This window comes from Bifidobacterium sp. ESL0745, from assembly GCF_029433335.1.
GTDB lineage: Bacteria > Actinomycetota > Actinomycetes > Actinomycetales > Bifidobacteriaceae > Bifidobacterium.
This window is the reverse complement of sequence record NZ_JAQTHX010000001.1, coordinates 929,567-953,684: the sequence shown is the minus strand read 5'-3', so window position 1 is coordinate 953,684 and position 24,118 is coordinate 929,567. Positions and strand designations below refer to the sequence as shown.

The window sequence follows — 24,118 nt, the reverse complement described above, 5'->3', positions numbered from 1 at the left end:
GTGCAATTGTTCCTTCCGCGAAAGCGCCGGTTTTATAGGCAACCTCCATCGACGAATGGTAATCTCGAATAATGTTATTTGACACCGTATTTTGCACCCGTACTGGTGGCCGGTCACGAAGTGTTCCGGTGCGGCTATGCTTGCGATGGCGTGATATCGGATTATTCGCGACAATAAGAAAACGCAGCCCCAAACCGCCTTCTATGGTTGGCCTGGAACTGCGCGTTTATATTTTCAATGATTTGGTTATCTTCTATAGGGTCGATCACTTGCCCGGGTCGGTCTGTCCCTCGTTCGAAGGCACTGTGCTGCTATTTGGTGTTGAAGGAGCCTGCTGGTTTGAGTTCGTACCGGATCCGGTGCCCGGTTGAGTCGGTTGAGGGGATTGACCTGAATTCTCGCCGCTTCCCGTTTTCTGATGGTCGGCTTCGCTGGCTTTGAAATCAGCCATTGCCTTGTTGATGCTCGTCATCAACGTCGTGATCCATCCGGTGAGCGTCGTCTGGTCGTGTGGCATCTGCTCGCTGACGTCCACGACGGGAACTTCGGTACGTCCGGCCGTCCCGGTGAGCAGATTGGTGGTGTTGCTCGCCTCCTGCGTGTTGTTGATAAGCAGATTGACCTCACGACCCGAGATCAGGTGCTCGAATTTCTGCAGGTCGCTTGGCGCCGGTTCGCCTTCGGAACTGACCGATTGCGTATAGCCTTTGGGCGTCTTGTCGGTGAAGCCGAGATCGTCCATAAGATAGTAGGCGACCGGTTCCGTTGCACCGTAAGTGACGTTCTTATGCTGTTGTGAGAACGTCTTCATGGAGTCTTCAAGCTTGGCTTCGTTGGCCTTCCAAGTCTTAAGACGTGCCGCAAATTGCTTGGCTTTGGCTGGACGCGCCTTGGCGAAGGCATCCTCGAGCTCCGTGGCGGTGGCCTTGCGTGCGTCTTTTGAGAACCAAAGGTGGGGGTTGTCGCCAGTGCTGGCTCCCACTGCTGTGGCTGCAGAAACGCTTGTGGTGCCTTTGGCGATGGACTTGCTGGCCCAATTGTCGTATCCGGCGCCGTTGACCACTACGATTTGGGCGCTTTGCAGCTTGGCCATATCGGTGGTCTTCGGTTCGAAATCATGGGCGTCCACGGAAACGGTATTGACGATCGAGGTGACATTGACGTCGTCCCCGCCGATTTCCTTGGCCAGCGATCCCCATTGGTTGATGGAGGCGACCACATCGATAGGGCCGGTTGCCTGCTTGGACGTAGTGCTGTTTTTTGTCGGAGTTTGGGAGTCGTTACCGGCTCCGCATCCTGTCAGAGTGAAAATCATGCAGAGCGAACCCAGAAGAGCTGCGGTTTTGGTCTGCCATCCGAATCGTTTCATGACGACCCCCTAAAATCGATAGTGTTTGCCGTGAAGCCACATTGTTTTTAATTTAGTATACCGTCACGGTAATATACTGAAAATGAAAATCATTGTCAAATAAAATCATAGCCATGACATTGACGAACGCAAGCAGCTATGCCATCAGACAAAGGATTCGAATGCTCCCCCATTGAGTCATGTGTCTATTGCCCCGTTCGCCTTTAGGGGACTTGATTCCTGTCGTTTCACGCGTTTGATAAGTGGTTATAAGCAAACGCTATGTCGTTAATAGACACGCTTGGGCCGTATGGCGACCGTTACCTTAAAATCGGTAACTATGTTGTCCGATTTGCGGTGTTCGGGCAGAATGATGAAAATTTCTATTATTAAGGAATCGGTATGACTGACGGGGAACACAATCCTCTTAAACTTGATGGGAAGGCCGCTGCGGCTGCGATCAAACAGGATTTGAGCGAACGGGTGGAACATCTTAAAAACCAAGGAATAGAGCCGGGACTGGGTACTATTCTTGTCGGTGATGATGTCGGCTCGCGTAAATATGTGGCCGGTAAACACAAGGATTGCGCCGAAGTCGGCATCGCTTCGATCGCCGTCGAGCTGCCCGGAACCGCCAGCCAGCAGGAGATCATCGATGCCGTGGAACGGCTCAACGCCGACCCGAAGTGTACTGGTTATATTGTCCAACTGCCTCTGCCGAAAGGCATTGATGCCAACGCTGTCATTGCCCATGTTGATCCGGCCAAAGACGCCGATGGCATGCACCCTGCCAATCTCGGCGAGCTTGTCACGCATATCGATGGCAGGAACCCCGCGCCGCGACCCTGTACGCCTCGTGGCATCATCACGTTGCTGAAGCACTACGGCATCGATCTGAACGGGAAGGATGTCTGCGTCATCGGTCGCGGAATCACCGTGGGGCGCACCATTGGCCTCATGCTCACGGCAAAGGACGTGAACGCGACGGTGACACTTTGTCACACTGGTACCACGGATATCCGGCAGCACCTGAAACGTGCCGACGTCATCGTTGCCGCCGTCGGTCGCGCGGGATTTGTCAAGCCCGAAGACATCAAACCCGGAGCCGTGCTCGTCGATGTCGGTGTATCGAGAGTCTATGACGAAGAGGCCGGGCGCTACCGCGTGCGCGGCGACATCGACAAGGCCTGCCATGCCCTGAGCTCAGCCTATACACCGAACCCGGGGGGAGTGGGGCCGATGACCCGTGCGATGCTTCTGGCGAACGTCGTGGAGATGGCCGAGCGGAAACTGGATTGAGCCGCTGGCGACACGCCCGGATTCGTCGGGACGGTTTGACTAGGGCGACTAGTAATCTTATGACTTGCGTGGCCGCAAGGCCGCCAACATAACTTAATAGGTAATATCCATCCAACTAATAACAAAGAAACCACGTTTAATGGCAGAGAACAATAACGAAGTCACCAAGGTCGCGATCAACGATATCGGCACCGAAGAAGACTTCATCAAGGCAGTCGATTCCACCATCAAGAATTTCGATGATGGTGATCTGGTCACGGGCACGGTCGTCAAGGTCGATCACGACGAAGTGCTGCTCGACATCGGCTACAAGACCGAGGGCGTCATTCCCTCCCGCGAACTTTCCATCAAGAAGGATGTCAATCCCGATGAGGTCGTCCAGGTCGGCGACACTGTCGAGGCCCTTGTCGTCACCAAGGAAGACAAGGAAGGACGTCTTATCCTGTCCAAGAAGCGTGCCCAGTATGAGCGCGCCTGGGGCGATATCGAGAAGATCAAGAACGACGACGGCGTTGTCGAAGGCACCGTCATCGAAGCTGTCAAGGGCGGCCTGATCGTCGACATCGGCCTGCGTGGCTTCCTGCCTGCATCGCTCGTTGAAATGCGCCGCGTCCGCGACCTTTCGCCTTACATCGGCCAGAAGATCAAGGCCAAGATCCTTGAGCTTGACAAGAACCGCAACAATGTGGTGCTTTCCCGCCGTCAGTATCTTGAGGAGACCCAGTCCGAGGTCCGCGAGACCTTCCTGGCGCAGCTCAAGAAGGGCCAGATTCGTGAAGGCACCGTTTCCTCCATCGTCAACTTCGGCGCGTTCGTCGATCTCGGCGGGGTGGACGGCCTCATCCACGTTTCCGAGCTTTCCTGGAAGCACATCGACCATCCGTCCGAGGTCGTCAAGGTCGGCGACAAGGTCACCGTTGAGGTGCTCGACGTCGATATGGACCGCGAGCGTATCTCGCTGTCCCTCAAGGCGACTCAGGAAGATCCGTGGCAGCGCTTCGCACGCACCCACGTTCCCGGACAGATCGTCAAGGGCAAGGTCACCAAGATCGTGCAGTTCGGCGTGTTCGTTTCCGTCGAAGACGGCATCGAGGGCCTGGTCCACATCTCCGAGCTCGCCAACCGTCACGTCGACAACCCGGAGACCGTCGTCAAGCAGGGCGAGGAGATCTTCGTCAAGGTCATCGACGTCGATCTCGACCGTCGCCGCATCTCCCTGTCTTTGAAGCAGGCCAACGACTCCGTCGATCCCGCCAGCGAGGACTTCGATCCGGCGCTCTACGGCATGCCCGCCGATTACGACGAGGACGGCAACTACAAGTACCCCGAAGGCTTCGACCCGCAGACCAACGAATGGATCGCCGGCTACGAGAAGCAGCGCGAGGAGTGGGAGAACCAGTATGCGGCTGCCCACGATTTGTGGGAGCAGCATAAGGCCTTCGTCGCCAAGGAACTCGACAACGCTGAGGAATCCGCGGCTGAGGACGGTCAGGGTGCCCATGCTGAGAAGGCTCCTGCCGAGGAATCCACCAAGTACTCTTCCGAGAATGCTTCCGAAGGCACGCTTGCCGGTTCCGACAAGCTCGCCGCTCTTCGCGAGGAGCTCCTCAAGGAGAAGAAGTGAGATCGCCTTCGGTGATTTCACGGTGATTTCGTGAATGAGGTCGGTGCAGGTTTTAGGCTTGCACCGACCTTTTCGTTTTGTTGCAAGGGTCGGCGATAACGGGGGATAGATGAGAATCGGATTGACCGGGGGCATTGCAGCGGGTAAAAGTACCGTGGCCGCTCATTTGAAGGAACGTGGGGCCTATCTGATCGATTACGATCAGCTGGCTCACGAGGTTGTCGAGCCTGGCAGCGAAGGAATCCGCGAAATCGTTGAGGAATTCGGTACTGATGCAATAAATCCTGACGGCTCATTGAATCGCCGATGGATGGCTGCGCATGTTTTTTCATCCCAAGCCGCGCCTGATGCCAAACAACGCCTTGACGATATAGAGCACCCACTGATTTATCGTCGTGCCCAGAAATTGGAACGGCAGATCGCAAAGAAACATGAATCTGAATCCAACAAACAGGGTGATGGTCATAATAGCGAAACTGGCAGCGCCGGCAATGTTGAAAACGCTGCTAACGTGGATGAAATCCATCAGCTTTCTGTCAGGCAACTTCTGCCAAGCCCCGTTGTCGTCCACGACGTGCCGCTGCTGGCCGAGGTCATCGATACCATTCCGTTCACTTTCGACCATGTTCTTACTGTCGAGGCGCCGGAGGAGATTCGTATCCAGCGGATGATGGATACACGAAGCATGAGTCGGGAGCAGGCCGAAGGCAGGATACGCCATCAGTCGAGCCGCCGGCAACGTGAGGCCATCTCTGACGCGGTCATCGACTCGACACAGCCAATCGAACAAATGTTCGATCATATTGATATGCTGTTCGCACAATGGAAGTGAAAGGGGTCGGATTCGCCATAAAGTAAGTTTTGGGAATCTGGCTGAATGGCCTGGAACAAGCTTTCAAAATAAAACCGAGGGAAGGGTTCCGTTTTAAGGCGATTCGAGAGCTGCCGGGCAGACGAAAGGAATTGAGACAGGCATGGGGTTCAATATCGAGCGTACGCATCATCCGTTTGTGGTGAAGGCGCCGTACAAGCCATCCGGCGACCAGCCGGAGGCCATTGACGAGATCGCTCGACGCATCGAGAACGGTGAGAACGACGTGGTGCTGATGGGTGCCACCGGCACCGGCAAGACCGCGACCACCGCATGGCTGATCGAAAAGCTGCAACGCCCGACCCTCATTCTGGAACCCAACAAGACTTTGGCGGCGCAGCTGTGTGCCGAGTTCCGCGAGCTGATGCCGGACAATGCCGTCAGTTACTTCGTGTCATATTACGATTATTACCAGCCCGAGGCCTATATTCCGCAAACCGATACCTATATCGAAAAGGACTCGAACGTCAACGACGACGTGGAGCGTCTGCGTCACGCCGCCACCGCGAACCTCTTGACCCGGGACGACTGCGTGGTGGTGGCCACCGTCTCCTGCATCTACGGCCTGGGCACGCCGGAGGAATACGCCGGGCGCATGCTCTTCCTGCACGAGGGGGAGGAGATCAACCGCGATGCGCTCCTGCGCAAGTTCGTCGCGATGCAATACAAGCGCAACGACATCGCCTTCACCCGTGGCACCTTCCGTGTGCGTGGCGACACTGTCGAGATCATCCCCGTCTACGAGGAGCTGGCCATCCGCATCGAGTTTTTCGGCGACGAGATCGACCGCATCTCCACGCTGCACCCGTTGACCGGCGATGTGATCGCCCACGAGCCGCAGGTCCATATCTTCCCCGCATCGCACTATATCGCCGGCCCTGAGCGCACCGAACATGCATTGAAGACCATTAAGGAGGAGCTGGTCGACCGTACGGCCGAATTGCGCAAGCAGGGTAAGGAGCTGGAAGCTCAGCGTCTGGAAATGCGTACCAACTATGATCTCGAGATGATCCAGCAGGTCGGCTTCTGTTCTGGCATCGAGAACTATTCGCGTCATTTCGACGAACGCGAGCCCGGCAGCCCGCCGCATACCCTACTCGATTTCTTCCCCGACGATTTTCTGCTGGTCATCGATGAATCGCACGTCACGGTCCCGCAAATCGGCGCCATGTATGAAGGTGATTCCAATCGTAAGCGTACATTGGTCGAGAACGGGTTCCGTCTGCCCTCCGCGATGGACAACAGACCGCTGAAATGGCCGGAATTCCTTGACCGTGTCGGCCAGACGGTTTATCTTTCCGCGACCCCCGGCGACTATGAGCTGGGGCTTTCCGACGGCGTGGTCGAACAGATCATCCGGCCTACCGGTCTACTGGATCCCAAAATCATCGTGCGCCCGGTCAAGGGGCAGATCGACGATCTGCTCGGTGAGATCAAGGACCGTGTGGCCAGGCATGAGCGCGTGCTGGTCACCACACTGACCAAGAAAATGGCCGAAGACCTGACTGACTACCTGCTGGAACGCGATATCAAGGTCGAATACCTGCACTCCGACGTCGACACACTCCGTCGCGTCGAGCTGCTGCGCGAACTGCGAGAAGGCAAGATCGACGTCATTGTCGGCATCAATCTGCTGCGTGAGGGCCTTGATCTGCCTGAAGTTTCCTTGGTTGCGATTCTTGATGCTGACAAGGAAGGCTTCCTGCGCTCGCACCGTTCGCTTATCCAGACCATTGGCCGTGCCGCCCGTAACGTTTCCGGCACTGTCATCATGTACGCCGATGAGGTCACCGACGCGATGGAAACGGCCATCAGCGAGACCAATCGTCGACGGGAAAAGCAGATCAAATATAATAAGAAGCACGGCATCGACCCGAAGCCGTTGGTCAAGAAGATTAGTGATGTCACCGACATGCTTGCGAAGGAAGATGTCGATACCGAAACACTTTTGGCTGGTGGATACCGCGATGAGAAGCGCGCCGGCAGCAACAAACGCATCGCCATCACCGGGCTTGACGAGGCCGACTTGCAGAAGCACCATGACGAGATCATCAACGCCGGTCTGCCCGCGCAGGATCTGGCTGACCTCATCCGCCAGATGAGCGATCAGATGCACACAGCGGCCGAGCAGCTTCAGTTCGAACTTGCCGCCCGCCTGCGTGACGAGATCCGAGACCTCAAGAAAGAGCTTCGTCAGATCACGGAGGCCCAGAAATAACAGCCTCTGATACGTCGGGCTTGTTTTAGCTGGCTGTTTCGTTGCTCGATGCAGATTGCTTTTATAAGCGTTTCATAATATGGTGTTGAACCTTGTAATTGTTGATTTCAGACGACAATTTTCGTTCAAAGATCTTTGTTTTCTATCAATTGGTTTTGGACACACCAATTTTTCTCTATTGATTAATTAGTATCCCATAATAAAATTTATTCTTGTCTGTTTGCCTATATCCATAGAAGGGTAGTGCAAATGATGGCTGTTTTGTGTCTTTTGCAAAGCAAAACAGACTGGGAAATGGGAAACAAATAGGGAGAAAAGCAATATGATAGGTTTTCTGAAAATCCAGCATAAGCCGCCGGTGCCTGCTGAAAAAGCCGAGTCAGTGTTTGCCAGATATAAATGGCTGTCGCTGGTGGGCGTGTTCGTTGGCTATGCTGCGTTCTACATCGTGCGTAACAACTTCACGCTTTCCACTCCTGAGCTTCAAGGACAGCTGCATCTGACCAAAGGCCAGATCGGCATGCTCTCCAGTTGCCTGTTGATTTCCTACGGTCTGGGCAAAGGCTTCATGAGCGCCTTGGCCGACAAAGCCAACCCGAAGCGTTTCATGGTAACCGGTCTGGTCATCTGCGCCATCCTCAACATCGGCTTGGCGTTCTTCGGCGTCAATATCTGGGCAATCGCCTTTATCCTTATTCTTTTGGGCCTGTTCCAAGGGATGGGCGTCGGGCCTGCATTCATCATTTTATCGACCTGGTTCAAGAAGAAGGATCGTGGCTTCATCACTTCGATCTGGAACTGCTCCCATAATGTCGGCGGCGGCCTGGTTTCTCCCATCGCCGGTTTCATGCTGGGTGTCGTCGGAACCGGAAACTGGCGTTTCGCCTACTACATCTTCCCAGCCATCATCGCGATCATCCTCGCGGTGGTGATCTGGTTCCTCATCAAAGGCCGTCCTGAGGAAGAGGGTCTTGAGCCTCTTGAGGAGACCAAGGAGGAACAGGGTGATGTGGATTACAAGGATCTTTCGTCCTGGCAGATTCTCACCAAGTATGTCTTCACCAATGTCGGTGCCTGGCTAGTCTCGTTCATGGACACCTTCGTCTATATGATCCGCTTCGGCATCCTCACCTGGATTCCGATCTTCCTCACCCAGGCCAAAGGCTTCAGCCATAGCCAGATGATGGTGGCCTTCACCTTCTTCGAGTGGGCTGCCATCCCCTCGACGCTGCTCGCCGGCATCATCTCCGACAAGCTTTTCAAGGGGCACCGTATGCCTCCGGCCATTATCGCTTTGGTGATCATTGTCTTCTGCATCATCGGATATTGGACGAGTTCCTCGGTCGTGGCGGTCACCGTATTCGCCGCTTTGGCCGGCTGCATGGTCTACATCCCGCAGTTCCTTGATTCCGTTCAGACCATGGAAGTCGTCCCGCCCTTCGCCGTCGGTTCGACGGTCGGCCTGCGTGGGTTCATGAGCTACGTCCTCGGTTCCACCTTCGGCACCAGCCTGCTCGGCGTCGCCGTTGACCATTATGGTTGGAACGCCGGCTTGATCATGTTGCTGGTCGCTGTGGTGCTCTGCACCGTCTGCGCGGTTTTCCTGCACATCTTCACCCTGAAGAAAGAGAAGGCCATCAAACAGTCCGTCTGACAACCATTCGCTCTGGCGAGTTTGTCGGTAATATAAGGCATCTTCAAATGCGTGAGTTTCGCTTTTTGAAGGTGCCCTTCTTCTGTTTGGTCCATTCGAAGTGAAGATGGGCCGTGGGTTTTAACGTTGAATTTGAGCTATGTTGGTAATGGTCCGTTCAGTCATCGCTACCCCGTAGGCTATGAATATGGCCGAAACACCCCTTGCGTTTATGATCGTCACATACGTGGTGCTGGCGATTTTCTTTGTTGTCGATTTGTTTGTCATCGGCCGAAGGCCACATGTCCCCTCCACCAAGGAATGCGTGCAGCACATCGCCTTCTTCGTCGTTGCGGCACTTATTTTCGGCGGATTGGTCTGGTTGGTTTCCGGTTCGAAGCCGGCACTTGAGTTCTATTCGGGATGGCTTACCGAATACTCGCTGAGCATTGACAACCTTTTCGTCTTTGTAATTATCATGACGAATTTCGCTGTGCCCAAAAAACTGCAGAAATATGTGTTGAGCGTTGGCATCACCATCGCGCTTCTTTTGCGCGGGCTCTTCATTCTTGTCGGTGCGGCCGTTGTTCAGCGGTTCACCTGGGTCTTCTTCATTTTCGGTGCATTCCTCATCTATACCGCCGTCAAACTGGTGACAGGCGACGATGAGGAAGAGGAATACCACGAAAACATCATCATCCGCGCGCTTCGTAAGGTGGTAAAGATCACTGACGAATATGACGGCGAGAAAATCCGTACGGAGCGTGACGGCAAGAAGTTCTTCACTCCGATGCTCATCGTTTTCCTGACCATCGGCACCACGGACGTGATGTTCGCCTTCGATTCGATTCCGGCGATATTTGGCCTTACCAAAGACCCTTTCATCGTCTTCACTTCCAACATCTTTGCCCTTCTCGGCTTGCAGCAGCTTTACTTCCTGCTCGGCGCGCTGCTCGACAAGCTGGAATATTTGCCATATGGTTTGGCGGTTGTCCTCGGATTCATCGGCGTCAAACTGGTGATGGAGGCATTGCACGGCAATTCGTTGCCGTTCATCAATGGTGGCCGGCCACTTGCACAGGTTCCCGAAATCCCGACTTGGGTCTCGCTTTGCGTCATCATCGTGGCTATCGGCACGGCAGCGCTGGTCAGCGTCATCAAGATGAAATCAGATGAAGCCAAAGCGGTGCAGCGATAATCACTAACCTCATATAAATGTGAACGCTCACAGAAAAGTCAGCGTAACGGCAACAAACACTTGTGAATGCTAGTAGACTGAAGAGTTGTTGCGGGTCAATTCCCGCCATCAACATGTCAGTTAAGATAGGCAGGTATTTCATGAGGAAAGCAAAAATCGTAGACACCATCGGTCCAGCGAGCGAATCGCTGGAGAACTTGACCGAGCTGGTCAAGAACGGCATGGATGTCGCGCGTCTCAACCGTTCGCACGGCACTACCGAAGATCATCTGAAGGTCTACAACAACGTTCGTCAGGCTTCCAAGACCACGGGCCGCAATGTCGCTGCCTTGGTCGATCTGCAGGGTCCGAAGATTCGCTGCGGCTGGTTCAAGAAGAACGCCGATGGCGAAGATAAGGTCCAGCTTGAGACCGGTCAGGAATTCGTCATCACCACCGAAGACATCGAGGGTGACGAGCATATCACGTCGACCACCTTCAAGGGTCTGCCTGGCGATTGCCATGCCGGCGATCCCGTCCTCATCGATGATGGCAAGGTTCGTCTCGAGGTCACCAAGGTCGAGGGCAACAAGGTCTACACCAAGGTTCTGGTCGGTGGACCGGTTTCCAGCCACAAGGGCATCAACCTGCCGGGTGTGGCCGTGAGCCTGCCGGCATTGACCGAGAAGGATGAGGCCGACCTGCGTTGGGCCATCCAAACCGGTGCCGATATCATCGCCATGTCCTTCGTGCGTTTTGCCACCGACATCGACCGCGCCCATGAGATCATGGACGAGGAAGGCCGTCGCATCCCGATCATCGCGAAGATCGAGAAGCCGCAGGCTGTCGAGAACCTCGAAGAGATCGTCAAGGCGTTTGATGGCATCATGGTCGCCCGTGGCGATATGGCCGTTGAAATGCCGTTCGAAGAGGTTCCGCTGGTCACCAAGCGCTGCATCGAGCTGTCCCGCGAATACGCCAAGCCCGTCATCGTTGCCACCGAAGTCCTGGGATCCATGGTCAATTCCCCGATCCCGACACGTGCAGAAGCCTCCGATTGCGCCAACGCCGTCCTCGACGGTGCCGATGCCACCATGACCTCCAACGAAACCGCCGTCGGCAAGTATCCGGCACAGACCGTCAACACGATGGCCCGTATCTCCGGCTATGCCACTGAGCATGGTTTCAACCGCATCCCCTCTTTGAACAACCTCGACATGTCGAGCACCGGCGCTGTTTCCTCCGCCGCCGTCGACCTGGCCGACAAGATCAATGCCAAGGCCATCGTGGCTTACACGCAGACCGGTTCCACCGTGCACCGCGTCTCCCGCGAACGTCCGGCAGCCCCGATTTATGGCATCACCAACAACGAGCACACCTATCATTGGCTGGCTCTGAGCTGGGGTACCGAAGGATTCTGCACTGATGCCGATTATCACGACATGAACCGTCATGAGCTGATGGTCTTCACCGACAAGCTGCTCCGCGATGCCGGCAAGGTCGTCAATGGCGACAAGATCGTCGTGCTGAGCTCTGCTCAAGGTGAGCATAAGGCCGGTCGCACCGACTCGCTTTACGTGCACACTGTCGGCGCTTGCGACACTGACTGAAAATCATGAGGAAAGGCTTTTTGGTTCGGTTACATAGCCGTTCGCTGAAGGCTTGACCGTTTCTTGAACGGCAATTTTCGGCTTTGTAAAACGGGAACGTTTGAGGGGCCGGAGATTGCCGTTTGTGTTAAGTCGCTAGGATCGTTCGGAATATGCGAGAAGACACGCAGATGACGAAATCAACACTCCTACGTCGCTTGATTATGCTATTTTTGAATGGTTGCAATCCCTTGGGTTGCGGCCCGATACAAGCCCTTGTATCCCAATTGGTAGAGGAAACAGCCTCAAAATCTGTGCAGTGTGGGTTCGAGTCCCACCAAGGGCACGTTGAGTGGGTTTATCACTTTTTAATGATTGATATATCATAGTATTAATGTGCTCTGTACTTGACATATTGTTGTAAGAGACTGAGAAGGCATGAAGACAACAGGTGCGGAAGTGAATACAGAAATGGATAATGATATGGATCAGATTCTGACAGATGAAGAATTGAAGGCTGCGGCCACCGATGACATCGATGCCGTCGCCGATGAAGCCAAGCCGCAGAAGGCTGAGGATGATGGCAAGCCGCGCCAGCGTACCGTTGTCGTGGCCGAAGACGAGTCGGTGAATCGTATGGACCTGGTGGCCATGCTTGAAGACAATGGCTACAAAGTCGTCGGCGAGGCCGCCAATGGTGAGGAAGCCGTCGAGCTTACCCGCAAGTTCCGTCCCGACGTCGTTTGCATGGATGTCAAGATGCCGCGTATGGATGGTATTGCTGCTGCAGGAACGATTTGCGACGAGAACATCGCGCCGGTCGTCATGCTCACTGCCTATTCGCAGCCCGACCTGGTCAAACAAGCCACCGGCGCTGGTGCCATGGCTTACGTCACCAAGCCGTACGAGGAATCCAAGCTGCTGCCGGCGCTCGAAGTCGCCATGGGTCGCTTCGCCGAAATCAATGATTTGCTCGACACGGTCGAGGTGAACGAAGGCAAGCTCAAGGAAACCCAGTCCCAGCTCAAGGAAGCCGAAGAAAAGCTCAAGAAGGCTGAGGACACGCTCGAAGAGCGCAAGCTCGTCGATCGCGCCAAAGGCCTGTTGATGGACAAGGCGGACTTCTCCGAACAGGGTGCCTTCCGCTGGATTCAGAAGACCTCGATGGATCAGCGTATCCCCAAGAAGCGCTTGGCTATGGCCATCATCGCCAAGTACGGCGACCCGAAGCCGGAACCCCAGCAGCGCTAAGCCAAATTACTGAGTTTTGATGAAGTCGCCTGTCGATTCGCCTATGAATCGGCAGGCGATATTTGTATAGTGGAGACAACACGGCGTACGCAACGACAGAACGAGGAACAACGGTCTTATGAGTGATAGCGAGAGCACGAAGAACCTGAACGGTGCCGCGGCGGCGGAAAGCAGCGCAAAAGTAAGCGATACAAAACAATCGAAGGGTGCTACGGTGGCGAGTGATAGCGCAGAATCCAATGGTGCCGCAAAAGCCAGTGATATCACGGAATCAAACGGTTCCGAAAAATCAAAAGGCACTTTGCTGGTAGTCGACGGCCATTCCCTTGCTTTTCGCGCTTACTTTGCGCTGCCCGTCGAAAGCTTCTCGACTTCCGCCGGCCAACCGACAAATGCCGTATGGGGATTTTCGACCATGCTTGCGCAAGTGCTTGATAATGAAAAGCCCGACCATCTCGCCGTTGCCTTCGACATGGCCGGCGGTACGTTCCGCAATAAGATGCTGCCGCAATACAAAGGAACTAGGGATGCTGCTCCCGAAGAGCTGCTGAGCCAGCTGCCGATTATTCAGGACCTGCTGAAGGCTCTGGGCGTCAAGTATGTGGAAAAGAAGGGCTACGAGGGCGATGACATCATCGGCACCATGGCCTCGATGGGCGAGGATGCTGGATATAAGACGCTGGTGCTTTCCGGTGACCGCGATGCCTTCCAGCTGATCGATGACGATATCACTGTGCTCTATCCTGGCCATCACTTCAAGGACTTGAAGCACATGACCCCCGATGCCATTGTTGAGAAATACCATGTCACCCCGCAGCAATACCCGGATTTGGCGGCCATGCGAGGCGAGACCGCCGACAATATCCCCGGTGTGCCAGGCGTGGGCGACGGGTACGCGGCCAAGTGGATTAACCAGTACGGCGGGCTTGACGGCATCATCGAACACGCCGACGAACTGCCCGGCAAAAAAGGGCAGGCGCTGCGCGACAACATCGACCAGGTCAAGCTCAACCGTCGTGTCAACGCTGTGTTGCGCGACCTTGACCTCGGTGCCACCATTGACGATTTTACCCTTGGCGGCATGGACATGGACAAGGTCAACGTGATCTTCTCAAAGCTCGAGTTCGGCAACCGTTCCAAGAACCGGCTGGTCAAATCCTTCAATGGCGGGGTCATGCCAGGGGACGCGGATTCGGTGACTTCCGACGAGGCGAGTCATGACGAAGTTAGTGTGAAGGTTCCGCAAATCACCGAAATCCACGATGCCGGCGAGCTGGGGAACTGGATCAACGAGCACATCGCGCCAGTGTATCCGGCGGGTAAGATCAACCCTGATTGCATTATTCAGACTTTTGGCGAAAAAGATGATGGCTCAGAACGCGCCGACCATGCGGGCGACAAACCGGGTGACAATTCAGGCCGGACGTTTGCGGAAAGACAGAACAGTTACGATGCTGAGGTAGCCGCTGCCGAAAAGACGGACGAGCAGGCGATTATCGACGGTGCCAAAGGGCCAGAATTGGTCGATCGTGATATGTGTTGTTCCGAAAAGGTCAATCATTCGTGGGTTCTTTACGCTTCCGGGCGTTCCAAACCGGGGAACGCGAAACTGGAAGCCGTGGCGCTGTTGGCCGATAACGAGGCAGCCGCATTCGGCGCGGAAACCATTGATAATGCCATGCGTTCCGTCTTGCAGTCCTTGTTGGACATTTTCCACACCTCAATGGTGGTGCACGGCTACAAGGAACACCTGCATATGCTGGCTTCTGCTGGTGTGACGTTGCGTCGGCCGTTGTTCGACACCAAACTTGCCGGCTACTTGGTCCATCCCGATTTCCATGCCGAAACGCTGCAAAAGGCCGCTGAACATTTCCTCAAGCTCGACATCGCCGAAAGCAAGCCTAAACAGGCACAGGGCGAACTTGATTTTGGTGACGAAGGCGATTCCGCCGGCGACGATGACGCTTCAAGGGAAATTCGGCAGGCAGCCGTGAACGATGCCGCTATCGTGCGGGCGCTCGCTGATTTCCTCAAGACCCCGATCGACCAGCGCAAGCAATACGGGCTGCTGCGATCCATCGAATTGCCGGTCTCGCAGGTGCTTTATGGCATTGAAGACGCAGGTGCAAAGGTCGATATGGGACGGTTGCACGAGCTGCTTGACGGATTCGCGGCCGATGCCGATCAGGCCCAGCAGATCGCCTTCGACGCCGCCGGACACGAGCTCAACCTGCAAAGTCCCAAACAGCTTCAGACGGTACTGTTCGACGAAATGGGACTCAAACCTTCGCGGAAGACCAAGTCCGGTTCATACACCACCAACGCTGCCACATTGCAGGATCTGTATGTCAAGTACGCACAAGACGAGCAGGCGAGCAATTTCATCGGGGCGCTGCTGCGCCACCGCGAGACCAATAAGCTCAAGCAGATCGCGCAGACGCTGCTGGACTCCACCAACCGCAAGGACGGCAGGATCCACACGACCTTCGAGCAGACCGTCGCGGCCACCGGACGCCTGAGTTCGGTCGATCCGAATCTGCAGAACATCCCCAACCGCAACGCCACCGGCCGCGAGATCCGCTCCGCGTTCGTGCCGGGTGAGGGCTTCGAATCGTTGCTGAGCTGCGATTACTCGCAGGTTGAGCTGCGCATCATGGCCGACCTTTCCGGCGACGAATCGTTGATCGAGGCGTTCAAGTCAGGTGCGGACTTCCATCGCTACGTGGCCAGCCTTGTGTATGACATTCCAATGGATGAGATCACTTCCGACCAGCGCAGCCACGTCAAGGCGATGAGCTACGGGCTTGCCTACGGGTTGAGCACGTATGGGCTTTCGCAGCAGCTTAAGATCAGCCCGGCTGAGGCGGACGTCCTGAAAACCAAGTATTTCGCCACGTTTGGTAAGGTGCACGATTATCTGGAGTCGCTGGTCGCCACCGCCCGTGAAAAAGGCTATACGGAGACGATGTTCGGACGCCGACGCTACTTCCCGGGACTCAAATCCCAGCGTCGTCAGGTGCGGGACGCCGCCGAACGTGGCGCGCTCAATGCGCCGATTCAGGGCTCGGCAGCCGACATCATGAAGATCGCGATGATTCGCGCCGACTATGCGCTGCGCAAGGCTGGTGTCAAGAGCCGCGTCATCCTGCAGATTCACGATGAACTCGTGCTGGAAGTCGCGCCGGGAGAGAGCGAGCAGGTCAGCGTTTTGGTGCGTGACGCCATGGAGCACGCCGTCGACCTGGCCGTGCCGCTGGATGTTTCCATCGGCATCGGCTCCGACTGGCAGGCCGCCGCGCACTGATACCGGCCGTCAATCCGGGTGATGTCGGTGCGAACTGACGTGTTTGGCACGAAAACGTTATAAACGATATCAGCGATAAGAAGCAACAAACGGAGGACAATATGACTGGTCAGAAACCGAATCTCAGGCAGGTCGCCGGAGCGTTGGAGCAGCTTTACCCGCTCGAATTCGCCGAGGATTGGGATCATCCCGGGCTGATCGTCGGCGATTTGAACGATGCCGTCGGCAAAATCGTTTTCGCCGCCGACCCGACCATGGCCGTGGTCGACAAGGCCATTGCGATGGGCGCTGACCTGCTTGTCTGCCACCACCCGCTCTTCTTCCGTGCGGTGCACGAGGTTTCGGGCTACGGGGTGCATGGCGCCATCACCGGGAAACTGTATCGGGCACACTGCGGGCTGTGGGTCGGCCACACCAACGCCGATGTCGCCTACCGCGGGGTCGCCCAGGCCGCCGCCGATGCGTTCGGATTGCGCAAGCAACAACCGCTGGTTACCACCGGCCAGGACGATGGTCGTCCGGTGGGTTTGGGCCGGGTTGGTACCTTGAAGGAACCGATGACGCTACGTGCGTTTGCGCAGCGTGTGGCCGACGAGGTGCCGAAAACCAAGTACGGCATTCAGGTGGCGGGTGATCTTGATGCCGAGGTGCAGCGCATTGCCGTGTTACCGGGTTCCGGTGATTCGAATTTTAATGATGTGCGTATATCGGGTGCCGATGTCTATGTCACCAGTGATTTGCGCCACCATCCTGCCACGGACGCGCTGCAGCAGGCTTGGTACGAGGCGGCGCTCAATCATACGACCATGAAACCGGCGCTGATCAACACGCCACATTCGGCCATCGAGTCGATGTGGTTCAGATACGCGCTTGATGATGTTGCGGATATCGTGGAGAAGACCACCGGTTTCCGTCCCGAGACCAAGCGCATCGGTATCGTCACCGATCCTTGGCAACTGGTGCTGGGGCGCGACGAATTCACGCTCGTGAATGAGAATATGGCGTCTGACAATTAGGCTATGTCATCCGACTTACTTTGAATCTTGGAATAAGAAGAATCTGAAATTAGCCGGAAACAATATGTCGGCGTGTGATAATTTGTTGCGGTCAAGGACTGCAGTAGGGGAAGTTGGGGAATATGGGTTTAGAAGCGATGGAGCGTATTCGTGCCGAGGTCAATAAGCGGCTGCAAGATTCGACTGACGGCGTTGACATGGAAGCACCCGTGCGTTTGATTTCCAGTGAGACCGTCTATCGCGGGGCCATCTTCCATATTGATGACCGCCAGTTGGCGCTCGCGAAAACCGACGGCAGGGAAGTGCCTGTCCGCAGGCAGATTCTGGTCCATCCGCAGGCCGTGGTGATGTTGGTTCACGATGAGGTTCAAGACAAATATCTGCTGGAGCGTGAGTACCGTGTCGGACCCGACAGGTTCACGTACGGTTTCCCGGCAGGGTTGATGGAAGACGGCGAAAAGCCCGAAACCTCTGCGCTGCGTGAGCTGCGGGAGGAAACCGGCGTGACGCCGAAAGACGAGCAGTCGGTGCGTTTGGAACTTGTCGGCGATTTTTATTCCTCAGGCGGCATGACCAACGAGCTGGCGCATATTTTCGTGGTTCATTTGTCTTCTTGGACGCAGGAGCCACGTCGTTTTGACAAAGACGAGCATGTGCAGTCCACTTGGGTGACGTGGCAGGAACTCACCGGCATCGGCATTCAGGCCGCCGATTCCACCATCGCCATCCAGCATGAGCAGATTCGCCGTTTGCATGAACGGTTGGCAGCGAAAGATTGATGTCATAATTCTTGTGCTGTTGGTTTCACGAGGAATGTGTGAGTTTTAGATTCTCAATCACACGCATTACAAATATTTGTCAATGAAACAAACTCTTAGCACAGTGACAAATATTAAATAGTCGGTAATCTTATCGTTGCGTTGCCTTACTGGGTGGCCGCGATACGTGAATGCATGCGATGGTTCTTCTCAACCGAAGACGGGATTGTTTCGGCGATATTGGCCGTATCCAAGTCGGTTTTAGACTGTTCTTCGTCGGCATGTAAAACCTGCTCGGCGATACGGTCGGCCTCGATGGCGGCTATCTGACGAGAGAACATGATGAACCAGCCAAGGAAGACGAGCCCGGCCAAGGCCTCGACGTTAGTCATCGTATTGGCGCCGTTGAGCCATTGGATAAGCACAAATCCGCAAACGGCGATGGCGAGGTAACCGGCCGCATAAATGGCGAGGGAAAGCTGTGGGGCGAGCCAGGGGAGCGTCAGCAGAAGCAGCCCCATGACGACGACGATGCCACGGGCGAATACGTTGTGTAGGATAGGATGCGGCGTATAGCGGAACGTGCCGATACCGATGAAGGCGATACCGGAGAAAGCGAGCATCACTGAAAGACAGATCAGACGTGCCTTATAGTGCTTGATATGACTAGAGTGCAGCGGGCCCTGTTCCTGATTCCATTCCTGGCGTTGACGATATGAGGTGACCAGCTCGGAAATGGCGAAGTAGCTGATGATAATGATGCAGATGCCGGCCAGAACCAGGGTCGAGTTGAACATGCGCGCGGCGAAGGTGGTGCGGTCGCCAAGTTGCGAGAAATTGTTGGTGTACCAGTTCGGATCGTCCGTCGTCAGGCCTGCGACGCTGACGCCGGCGACCACGAAAAGCGGCAATAAGCCGGCCAATGTCTTCGCGTCCATCAGTTCGGCCTGTACGAAGGTGACGTAGCCTGCGACGCCTGAGAAACCGGCGCAGACTGCCACGATGTATTCGAGGAACATCGTACCCATGAGGTTGTTGGCCATGCTCAGAATCGCAAACGAGGTGAGGAACAGTGTGGAGGCGTAGACCGTCGCGAGTGCGAGGATTTCGACCAGGCGTCGGAGAATCGCTATCCAACGGTTGTGCGTGTTGAACGAACTTGAGCGTCGTGCGTAGCCGAAAATGAAGGAGATGGTGCCGCACGCAGCGATGATGATGGAGGCGATGACGAACTGGCGTCGGCTGATCATCCACGAGGCCGGCAGTGCCGAGACGCATAGCGCCATGCCGCTTGCTCCGGTAATCGCGCAGATAAGGAAGGAGATGAGTCCCGAGGTCTCCGTGCGCTGATGCAGTCCCATTGTTGCCCTTCGTGTGTTGTCGTTTTTCGTGTTTCAGATGAGTGCCGATTTTCGGTTTGCTGTTGGTTGGTGACCGATACACGTTGGCGATGGCCACGTAACTTGTGATTATTATCTGTCGCCGTGGACGTTTCCGTTATGCCTGCTTAGCGATTGGGGTTCAGAATTCGTCACGCCTGTTGCACTCATGTTTGTTTATTGTTTTTGCTATTGCCCATTCTAGCGAGTCGTGTGGCCGGGGTTGCGCTATACTTGTTGATTGTGCTTTGTTTTGCTTGGCACATCGGGATGTAGCGCAGTTTGGTAGCGCGCCTGCTTTGGGAGCAGGATGTCGCAGGTTCAAATCCTGTCATCCCGACTTAGAGCCATTGGAAACACTGGGGTTCCAAGGTATCGCCAAAACAATGGAAAAACAAAACAGTTAACATTAGTCAATATTGCCGCACATGCCCTGCTACAGTCAACATCCAGTCAACACTGTAGGTCATCTTTCCATCTCCGAAGCCCGCGCCCTAACAACGGCGTCGGCAAACTCATCCAACCGCTCTGGCCGCAATTTCGCATACGTATTCAGTGTAATCGCGACGGTCTGGTCGCAACCGTAATCTGGTTGCTGCCGGTTCAGAAATTTAGCCCTTGTCAATGACGTATCGAAAGGAAGTCTCCATATGCCTGATATTCTCAGAAAACCAACCCCGATTGCAAAGATATACGAGGCTTTGAGTGCGGTGGCGGATGGCCGTGTTCAATTGTGCGGTCCGGAATCGAAGGCCATCGTGACTTCATCGGCCCACATGAAACGCTATACGGTGATGATTTCCGACGGACTGTATTCCTCCAACGACAACGCGACGTACTGGCAGCATTATGCGGGATATCCCATCATCGCGGTGCTCGTCGAGCAGGGAAGGGTCAGCCTTCCACCGAATTCCCAACCGCTGTTGGAGCATTTTAAAAACATCAATTGGAAGCGGCTGAATACCGACAACAAAAACCACTACGACCAAGCCGTTTCTCAGTTTCTGTCTACGACCGGCCATGCGGATGAAATCGAGAAGCTCGTTCAGAACATCTACGAGCAGGCCAACAGCCTCCCGTTTGCAGTCAAAGGCAACCGAAAACCAATTATCAAGGTGCCTAAAGAAGCGGAATGAAACCCAGCACATGGAACGGGGCGTGCGTGCAGAAAGCTGAGAGATACTGGCAGCCGTTCGGACATATATTTTCGCTTTTAACCCCTGAAATACCAATGTTTCCGGTGATTTCCGGTATTGTCTGTTACTAGTTGTTTTATATGTCAACTAAACAAGCTGTCACAGATTTAAATCCTTCATGCCGAATTTTAGATTTGAAACGTTGTATTCGATTACGAGATATGTTTCAGTTCAAATATAGATTTATTCAAAGCTTCTATTCTGCGGCCTTACAGACTAGTTGCCAATTTTGCCAGAATGACGTGATGACTTTCCGTATTGTCTTATGATCTTTTTCGAGATTTTGGCCGAAAATAAATTGTCGTGGGTGTCCGTCCGGGTCAGAACTAATGAGATGCCGTTTTCCTCGATACGGTAGATGAGAAGCCAATCGCCTTCGATGTGCAGCTCTCGGTAGCCCAGCCAGTTCCCTTTGAGCGCGTGGTCACGGTATTATGTATCGAGCTTCGCTCGGTTTTCGGTCATGATTGCGTCGACTGCAGCCCACAACTTATCCATGTCGCGATGTTTTTTTCAGGACTCGATAGTCTTTTTCGAAAGCTGGTATTGAGTGGATGTTCTTAAGCATCGAGGAAATTCCTCATCTCTTGGACGCTGGAGAAGGTGTGGCCTTCGCCGGCTTCCACTTGACGTCGTGCTTCAGCGTTTTCCTGCTCGATTTGCGCCTGACGAAGCTCTTCGTAATCGTGTCGGTCGACGATAACGTAAGTGGGTTCATTGTTGCGCAGCACAGTAACTGGCCTGCCATCCTTGACCCGCGCGAAAGCTTTGCTTGCGCCTCCGCGGCTAAACGTGCTGATAGGAACCATCGTGTCCAAAGGTACTTCAATACTCATTTCAACCTCATATTTGCATGAAAATTTACATGTATATCATCATTATATAGGTAAGAGGTGATTTCGCTTTCACTCTTGCGTCTTTGTATAAAACTTGGTTCTAAAATCATTAGCGAGGAGTGAGTTTAGATAATCTTTGCTGTTCGTTTATAGGCTGCTTATGCTTCGTTTCCACAAAGGTTTTACCATTTTTCCTTCCTTCTGTAGAAACACCAAGAGAAACATCGCAATCGCACCGCACACCACGACTGGAACGATGCTGGCTTCGAAGCCGAAAGCGCCGCCGGTCAGGATCGCGGGGCCTTGCCAACTCGCGATGAGCCATGACGATTGCTTGCCGGTGCCGGAGACGACGGAACCGAATATCGGTCCCTCGGCGACGTTCCACATGGCATGGAAGCCGATGACCCACCACAATGATCTGGTCCATGCGTAAATGGCCGCGAACAGTACGCCGGACTCTATCGCGAGGGCGAGTGCTCCCCACAGCGTCGCTCCGGGGTTGTTCAGGTGCATGAGTCCAAACAGCAGAGCGGAAACCAGAACGCCGCCCCAGGTTCCGATCCATTCCTCGAGCAGCCTGAAGATGATGCCGCGGCACGCGATTTCCTCGCCGATGCCGCCGCAGACGCCCATGACGAAGATATCCATCCACGGCGAGTAGTCCGGGTTGAAGTCGATGACGTGATAGCTGCCGGTAAGGAAGAGGATACCGACGCACAGGGCAATGACACCGAAGCCCGCGAGCATTCCGACCAGCAGGCCTGGGAGCCGGGAGAGCCACAGTTCGTAAGGGTTTCTGCGCTTTTCGAGCAACATCACCACTACGAGGTAGGCGATGACGACCGCCGCGACTTCCAGCGGGGCCGATACCGACATGGACTGCATCCAACGGTTCTCGCCGCTGGCGTGGCGCTGGATGTGCAGAACATGTTTGACCAGCATGAAGGCGGGCACATAGAGCACAAGGAATATCAGGATGAAGGCGAGAAAATGCACCAGCGTCCGGGCAGCGGCCTGCTTCTTTCCGGTTTTCACGTCCTCGTGGTCTGGCGTCAGCATCATGCTCCTCTCAACAAAAATGCTACTTCTGAATAATATCAGCAAGCTTTCCGAAATTGAGAAATTCTGGGACTGTTGTGTAGTCGCTTTTAGCGTCGTTTGCTGGCTTATCCCTATCCGGCTTTGTAAACCAGATTCAATTTTAAGTTTCGTGGGTACTGTTGGAAGATCTTCTCCTTTGAAACGACAACATAGTTATTGATAATGAGCCATAAAGTTACTGGTATATGTCATTTTAGATAATTTGCGTATTACGGTGTTTTCTGTCAAAATGAATATTGCTTCACTCTGAAAGGGAGAGGCTCCAAGTCGCCGGGGGTATTCCTCCGGCATTGTTTTATCGGCCGGCGTATAAGGGGATTTCGATTCTAAAAATTGAAGACAGGAACAATCTAAACGATACAAGTTTCCCAAGTTGATATACCTTTGATGAGATAATCTGGATTTATTCGAGATGTGTTGTTCTGAAAGGAAGATGCTGGCGCTATGACTGTTGTCGAGAAGCGTGCGCAAGACGTGTATCAAGCCGTTCATTCCACTGAGATGGAAGGGCAACACGTTGATGAGCAATTTATGGCCGACGCGAAAGAATACATTTTCGGCAAAATAGATGTTGAGGAATGGGGCCAACGAGTTAAAGACCGTGTCCGGCGGGATCTAGCCCATGCCTGAATGCGGCAGATTTGTTGATCCATATCTTATTGCTGGCACTGATGTCCTGAAAAATCTGGTTGGTGCAAAGACTCAGAAGGATTTGCTGCACGCTGAAAGTATGCTTGTTACTTATTCCAGTGCTATTTTGCGTAGCAAGCAGTTGCATGCTGAAGGAACAATCAGCCAGCTATGTTCTATCCATCGGTCGTTATTCTTCGAAGTTTATCCATGGGCCGGTGAATTTCGTACCGTCGATATCTCCAAGGGAGGTTCAACGTTCCTGCCAGTGGCTTTTCTGGCGACCGGGTCGCACCATGTTGAGTCTGTTTTACAAAAAGATGCCATGTTAAAGGGCATGGACCGCAAGACATTCATTCAGCGGTTGAGTGTCAATTATGACAATCTCAACAACCTGCATCCTTTTCGTGAAGGCAACGGACGTGCACAACGAATTTTCTGGGAACTGGTGGCTCATGATGCCGGTTGGCATTTTGACTGGGGCTTGGTGACAAAGAGTTTCAATGATCAAGCATCAATCGCTGCTATGCACGATGATGACCTGTCATTGCTTAAGCGAATGTTCGACACGATTGTCAAACCTCTGGATGAGCCTCTTGTCGCTGGTCCTGATCTACAGGCATTGAGTCATGGGGAATATGTGCCGTCTCAAACTAGTGGAATCCGAATCGATGAGACACAGTCTGCCAAACTGTATCAGCTCTATATCGACAAGGAAAGAAAAGAAAAATAGCTGAACGATGCTTCTTTTGTTGTGGGTCGGAAATTCAATCGTGGGCCGATGGCATCTTATCGTAGACTCGCAGCCGAGTTGGATGGCAAAGTACTAGGTGCCGGCCGTGTCGAAGGAACATTCGAATAGTTTTGTTGAATGTCACGTTTTGA

The 24,118-nt window shown here is 54.2% G+C and carries 19 protein-coding genes and 2 tRNA genes; 16 read left to right on the top strand and 5 right to left on the bottom strand.

From position 1 onward, the window contains the following. Window positions 1-265: 265 nt before the first annotated feature. Entirely contained in the window at window positions 266-1,369 is a 1,104-nt protein-coding gene (locus PT275_RS03680; protein WP_277152445.1) for a zinc ABC transporter substrate-binding protein, read from the bottom strand. 381 nt (window positions 1,370-1,750) lie between these two features. On the opposite strand from PT275_RS03680, the gene PT275_RS03675 reads away from it, so the two are divergent. From PT275_RS03675 to PT275_RS03620, 12 genes are all read left to right on the top strand, one after another. After that, window positions 1,751-2,647, top strand: a complete 897-nt coding sequence (locus PT275_RS03675; protein ID WP_277152443.1) for a bifunctional methylenetetrahydrofolate dehydrogenase/methenyltetrahydrofolate cyclohydrolase — start codon at window positions 1,751-1,753, stop codon at window positions 2,645-2,647. A 139-nt stretch (window positions 2,648-2,786) separates the two neighbouring features. Beyond that, window positions 2,787-4,271 (top strand): 30S ribosomal protein S1, encoded by a 1,485-nt coding sequence (rpsA, locus tag PT275_RS03670; RefSeq protein WP_277152441.1) that lies wholly within the window; start codon window positions 2,787-2,789, stop codon window positions 4,269-4,271. A gap of 109 nt (window positions 4,272-4,380) precedes the next feature. Continuing rightward, window positions 4,381-5,103: a dephospho-CoA kinase gene (gene coaE / locus PT275_RS03665; protein WP_277152439.1), complete on the top strand. Its 723-nt coding sequence runs from the start codon at window positions 4,381-4,383 to the stop codon at window positions 5,101-5,103. A gap of 142 nt (window positions 5,104-5,245) precedes the next feature. After that, window positions 5,246-7,360: an excinuclease ABC subunit UvrB gene (gene uvrB, locus PT275_RS03660; protein WP_277152437.1), complete on the top strand. Its 2,115-nt coding sequence runs from the start codon at window positions 5,246-5,248 to the stop codon at window positions 7,358-7,360. A 322-nt stretch (window positions 7,361-7,682) separates the two neighbouring features. After that, window positions 7,683-9,014 (top strand): MFS transporter, encoded by a 1,332-nt coding sequence (locus PT275_RS03655; protein ID WP_277152435.1) that lies wholly within the window; start codon window positions 7,683-7,685, stop codon window positions 9,012-9,014. Between the two features lie 187 nt (window positions 9,015-9,201). After that, complete coding sequence (locus PT275_RS03650) at window positions 9,202-10,191, top strand: TerC family protein (protein ID WP_277152433.1); 990 nt, start codon at window positions 9,202-9,204, stop codon at window positions 10,189-10,191. A 140-nt stretch (window positions 10,192-10,331) separates the two neighbouring features. Next, a complete protein-coding gene (gene pyk / locus PT275_RS03645; protein WP_277152430.1) occupies window positions 10,332-11,780 on the top strand; it encodes a pyruvate kinase in 1,449 nt (482 codons plus the stop codon). Between the two features lie 251 nt (window positions 11,781-12,031). Beyond that, window positions 12,032-12,105: transfer RNA gene (locus tag PT275_RS03640), tRNA-Leu, on the top strand. 92 nt (window positions 12,106-12,197) lie between these two features. After that, entirely contained in the window at window positions 12,198-13,010 is an 813-nt protein-coding gene (locus PT275_RS03635; protein WP_277152428.1) for a response regulator, read from the top strand. Window positions 13,011-13,272: 262 nt separating this feature from the next. Then, window positions 13,273-16,314, top strand: a complete 3,042-nt coding sequence (gene polA / locus PT275_RS03630) for a DNA polymerase I (protein WP_277153647.1) — start codon at window positions 13,273-13,275, stop codon at window positions 16,312-16,314. Window positions 16,315-16,415: 101 nt separating this feature from the next. After that, window positions 16,416-17,330 carry a Nif3-like dinuclear metal center hexameric protein gene (locus tag PT275_RS03625; protein ID WP_277152426.1) on the top strand — a complete coding sequence of 305 codons (915 nt, stop codon included), beginning with the start codon at window positions 16,416-16,418 and terminating at the stop codon, window positions 17,328-17,330. Window positions 17,331-17,452: 122 nt separating this feature from the next. After that, window positions 17,453-18,109 (top strand): NUDIX hydrolase, encoded by a 657-nt coding sequence (locus tag PT275_RS03620; RefSeq protein WP_277152424.1) that lies wholly within the window; start codon window positions 17,453-17,455, stop codon window positions 18,107-18,109. Between the two features lie 146 nt (window positions 18,110-18,255). Here PT275_RS03620 and PT275_RS03615 read toward each other — a convergent pair whose 3' ends face one another. After that, window positions 18,256-19,449 (bottom strand): ABC transporter permease, encoded by a 1,194-nt coding sequence (locus tag PT275_RS03615; protein ID WP_277152421.1) that lies wholly within the window; start codon window positions 19,447-19,449, stop codon window positions 18,256-18,258. Between the two features lie 284 nt (window positions 19,450-19,733). Between PT275_RS03615 and PT275_RS03610 the strand changes: the two genes are divergently transcribed. Together PT275_RS03610 and PT275_RS03605 are read left to right on the top strand one after the other, a co-directional pair. Next, window positions 19,734-19,807: transfer RNA gene (locus PT275_RS03610), tRNA-Pro, on the top strand. A 310-nt stretch (window positions 19,808-20,117) separates the two neighbouring features. Continuing rightward, window positions 20,118-20,603 (top strand): hypothetical protein, encoded by a 486-nt coding sequence (locus tag PT275_RS03605; protein WP_277152419.1) that lies wholly within the window; start codon window positions 20,118-20,120, stop codon window positions 20,601-20,603. A gap of 276 nt (window positions 20,604-20,879) precedes the next feature. On the opposite strand, the gene PT275_RS03600 is transcribed toward PT275_RS03605, so the two are convergent. From PT275_RS03600 to PT275_RS03590, 3 genes are all read right to left on the bottom strand, one after another. Beyond that, window positions 20,880-21,044, bottom strand: coding sequence for a hypothetical protein (locus PT275_RS03600; protein WP_277153646.1), 165 nt, complete (start codon window positions 21,042-21,044; stop codon window positions 20,880-20,882). A 179-nt stretch (window positions 21,045-21,223) separates the two neighbouring features. After that, window positions 21,224-21,499, bottom strand: coding sequence for a type II toxin-antitoxin system prevent-host-death family antitoxin (locus tag PT275_RS03595; protein ID WP_277152417.1), 276 nt, complete (start codon window positions 21,497-21,499; stop codon window positions 21,224-21,226). Between the two features lie 147 nt (window positions 21,500-21,646). Next, on the bottom strand, window positions 21,647-22,564 hold the full coding sequence (locus PT275_RS03590; RefSeq protein WP_277152415.1) for a CPBP family intramembrane glutamic endopeptidase: 918 nt from the start codon (window positions 22,562-22,564) through the stop codon (window positions 21,647-21,649). Window positions 22,565-23,047: 483 nt separating this feature from the next. Here PT275_RS03590 and PT275_RS03585 point away from each other — a divergent pair, with 483 nt between their 5' ends. Together PT275_RS03585 and PT275_RS03580 are read left to right on the top strand one after the other, a co-directional pair. Then, a complete protein-coding gene (locus tag PT275_RS03585) occupies window positions 23,048-23,233 on the top strand; it encodes a hypothetical protein (RefSeq protein WP_277152412.1) in 186 nt (61 codons plus the stop codon). After that, window positions 23,226-23,966, top strand: a complete 741-nt coding sequence (locus PT275_RS03580; RefSeq protein ID WP_277152410.1) for a Fic family protein — start codon at window positions 23,226-23,228, stop codon at window positions 23,964-23,966. Before PT275_RS03585 ends, PT275_RS03580 begins: the two co-directional genes overlap by 8 nt. The last annotated feature ends 152 nt before the right edge of the window (window positions 23,967-24,118 follow it).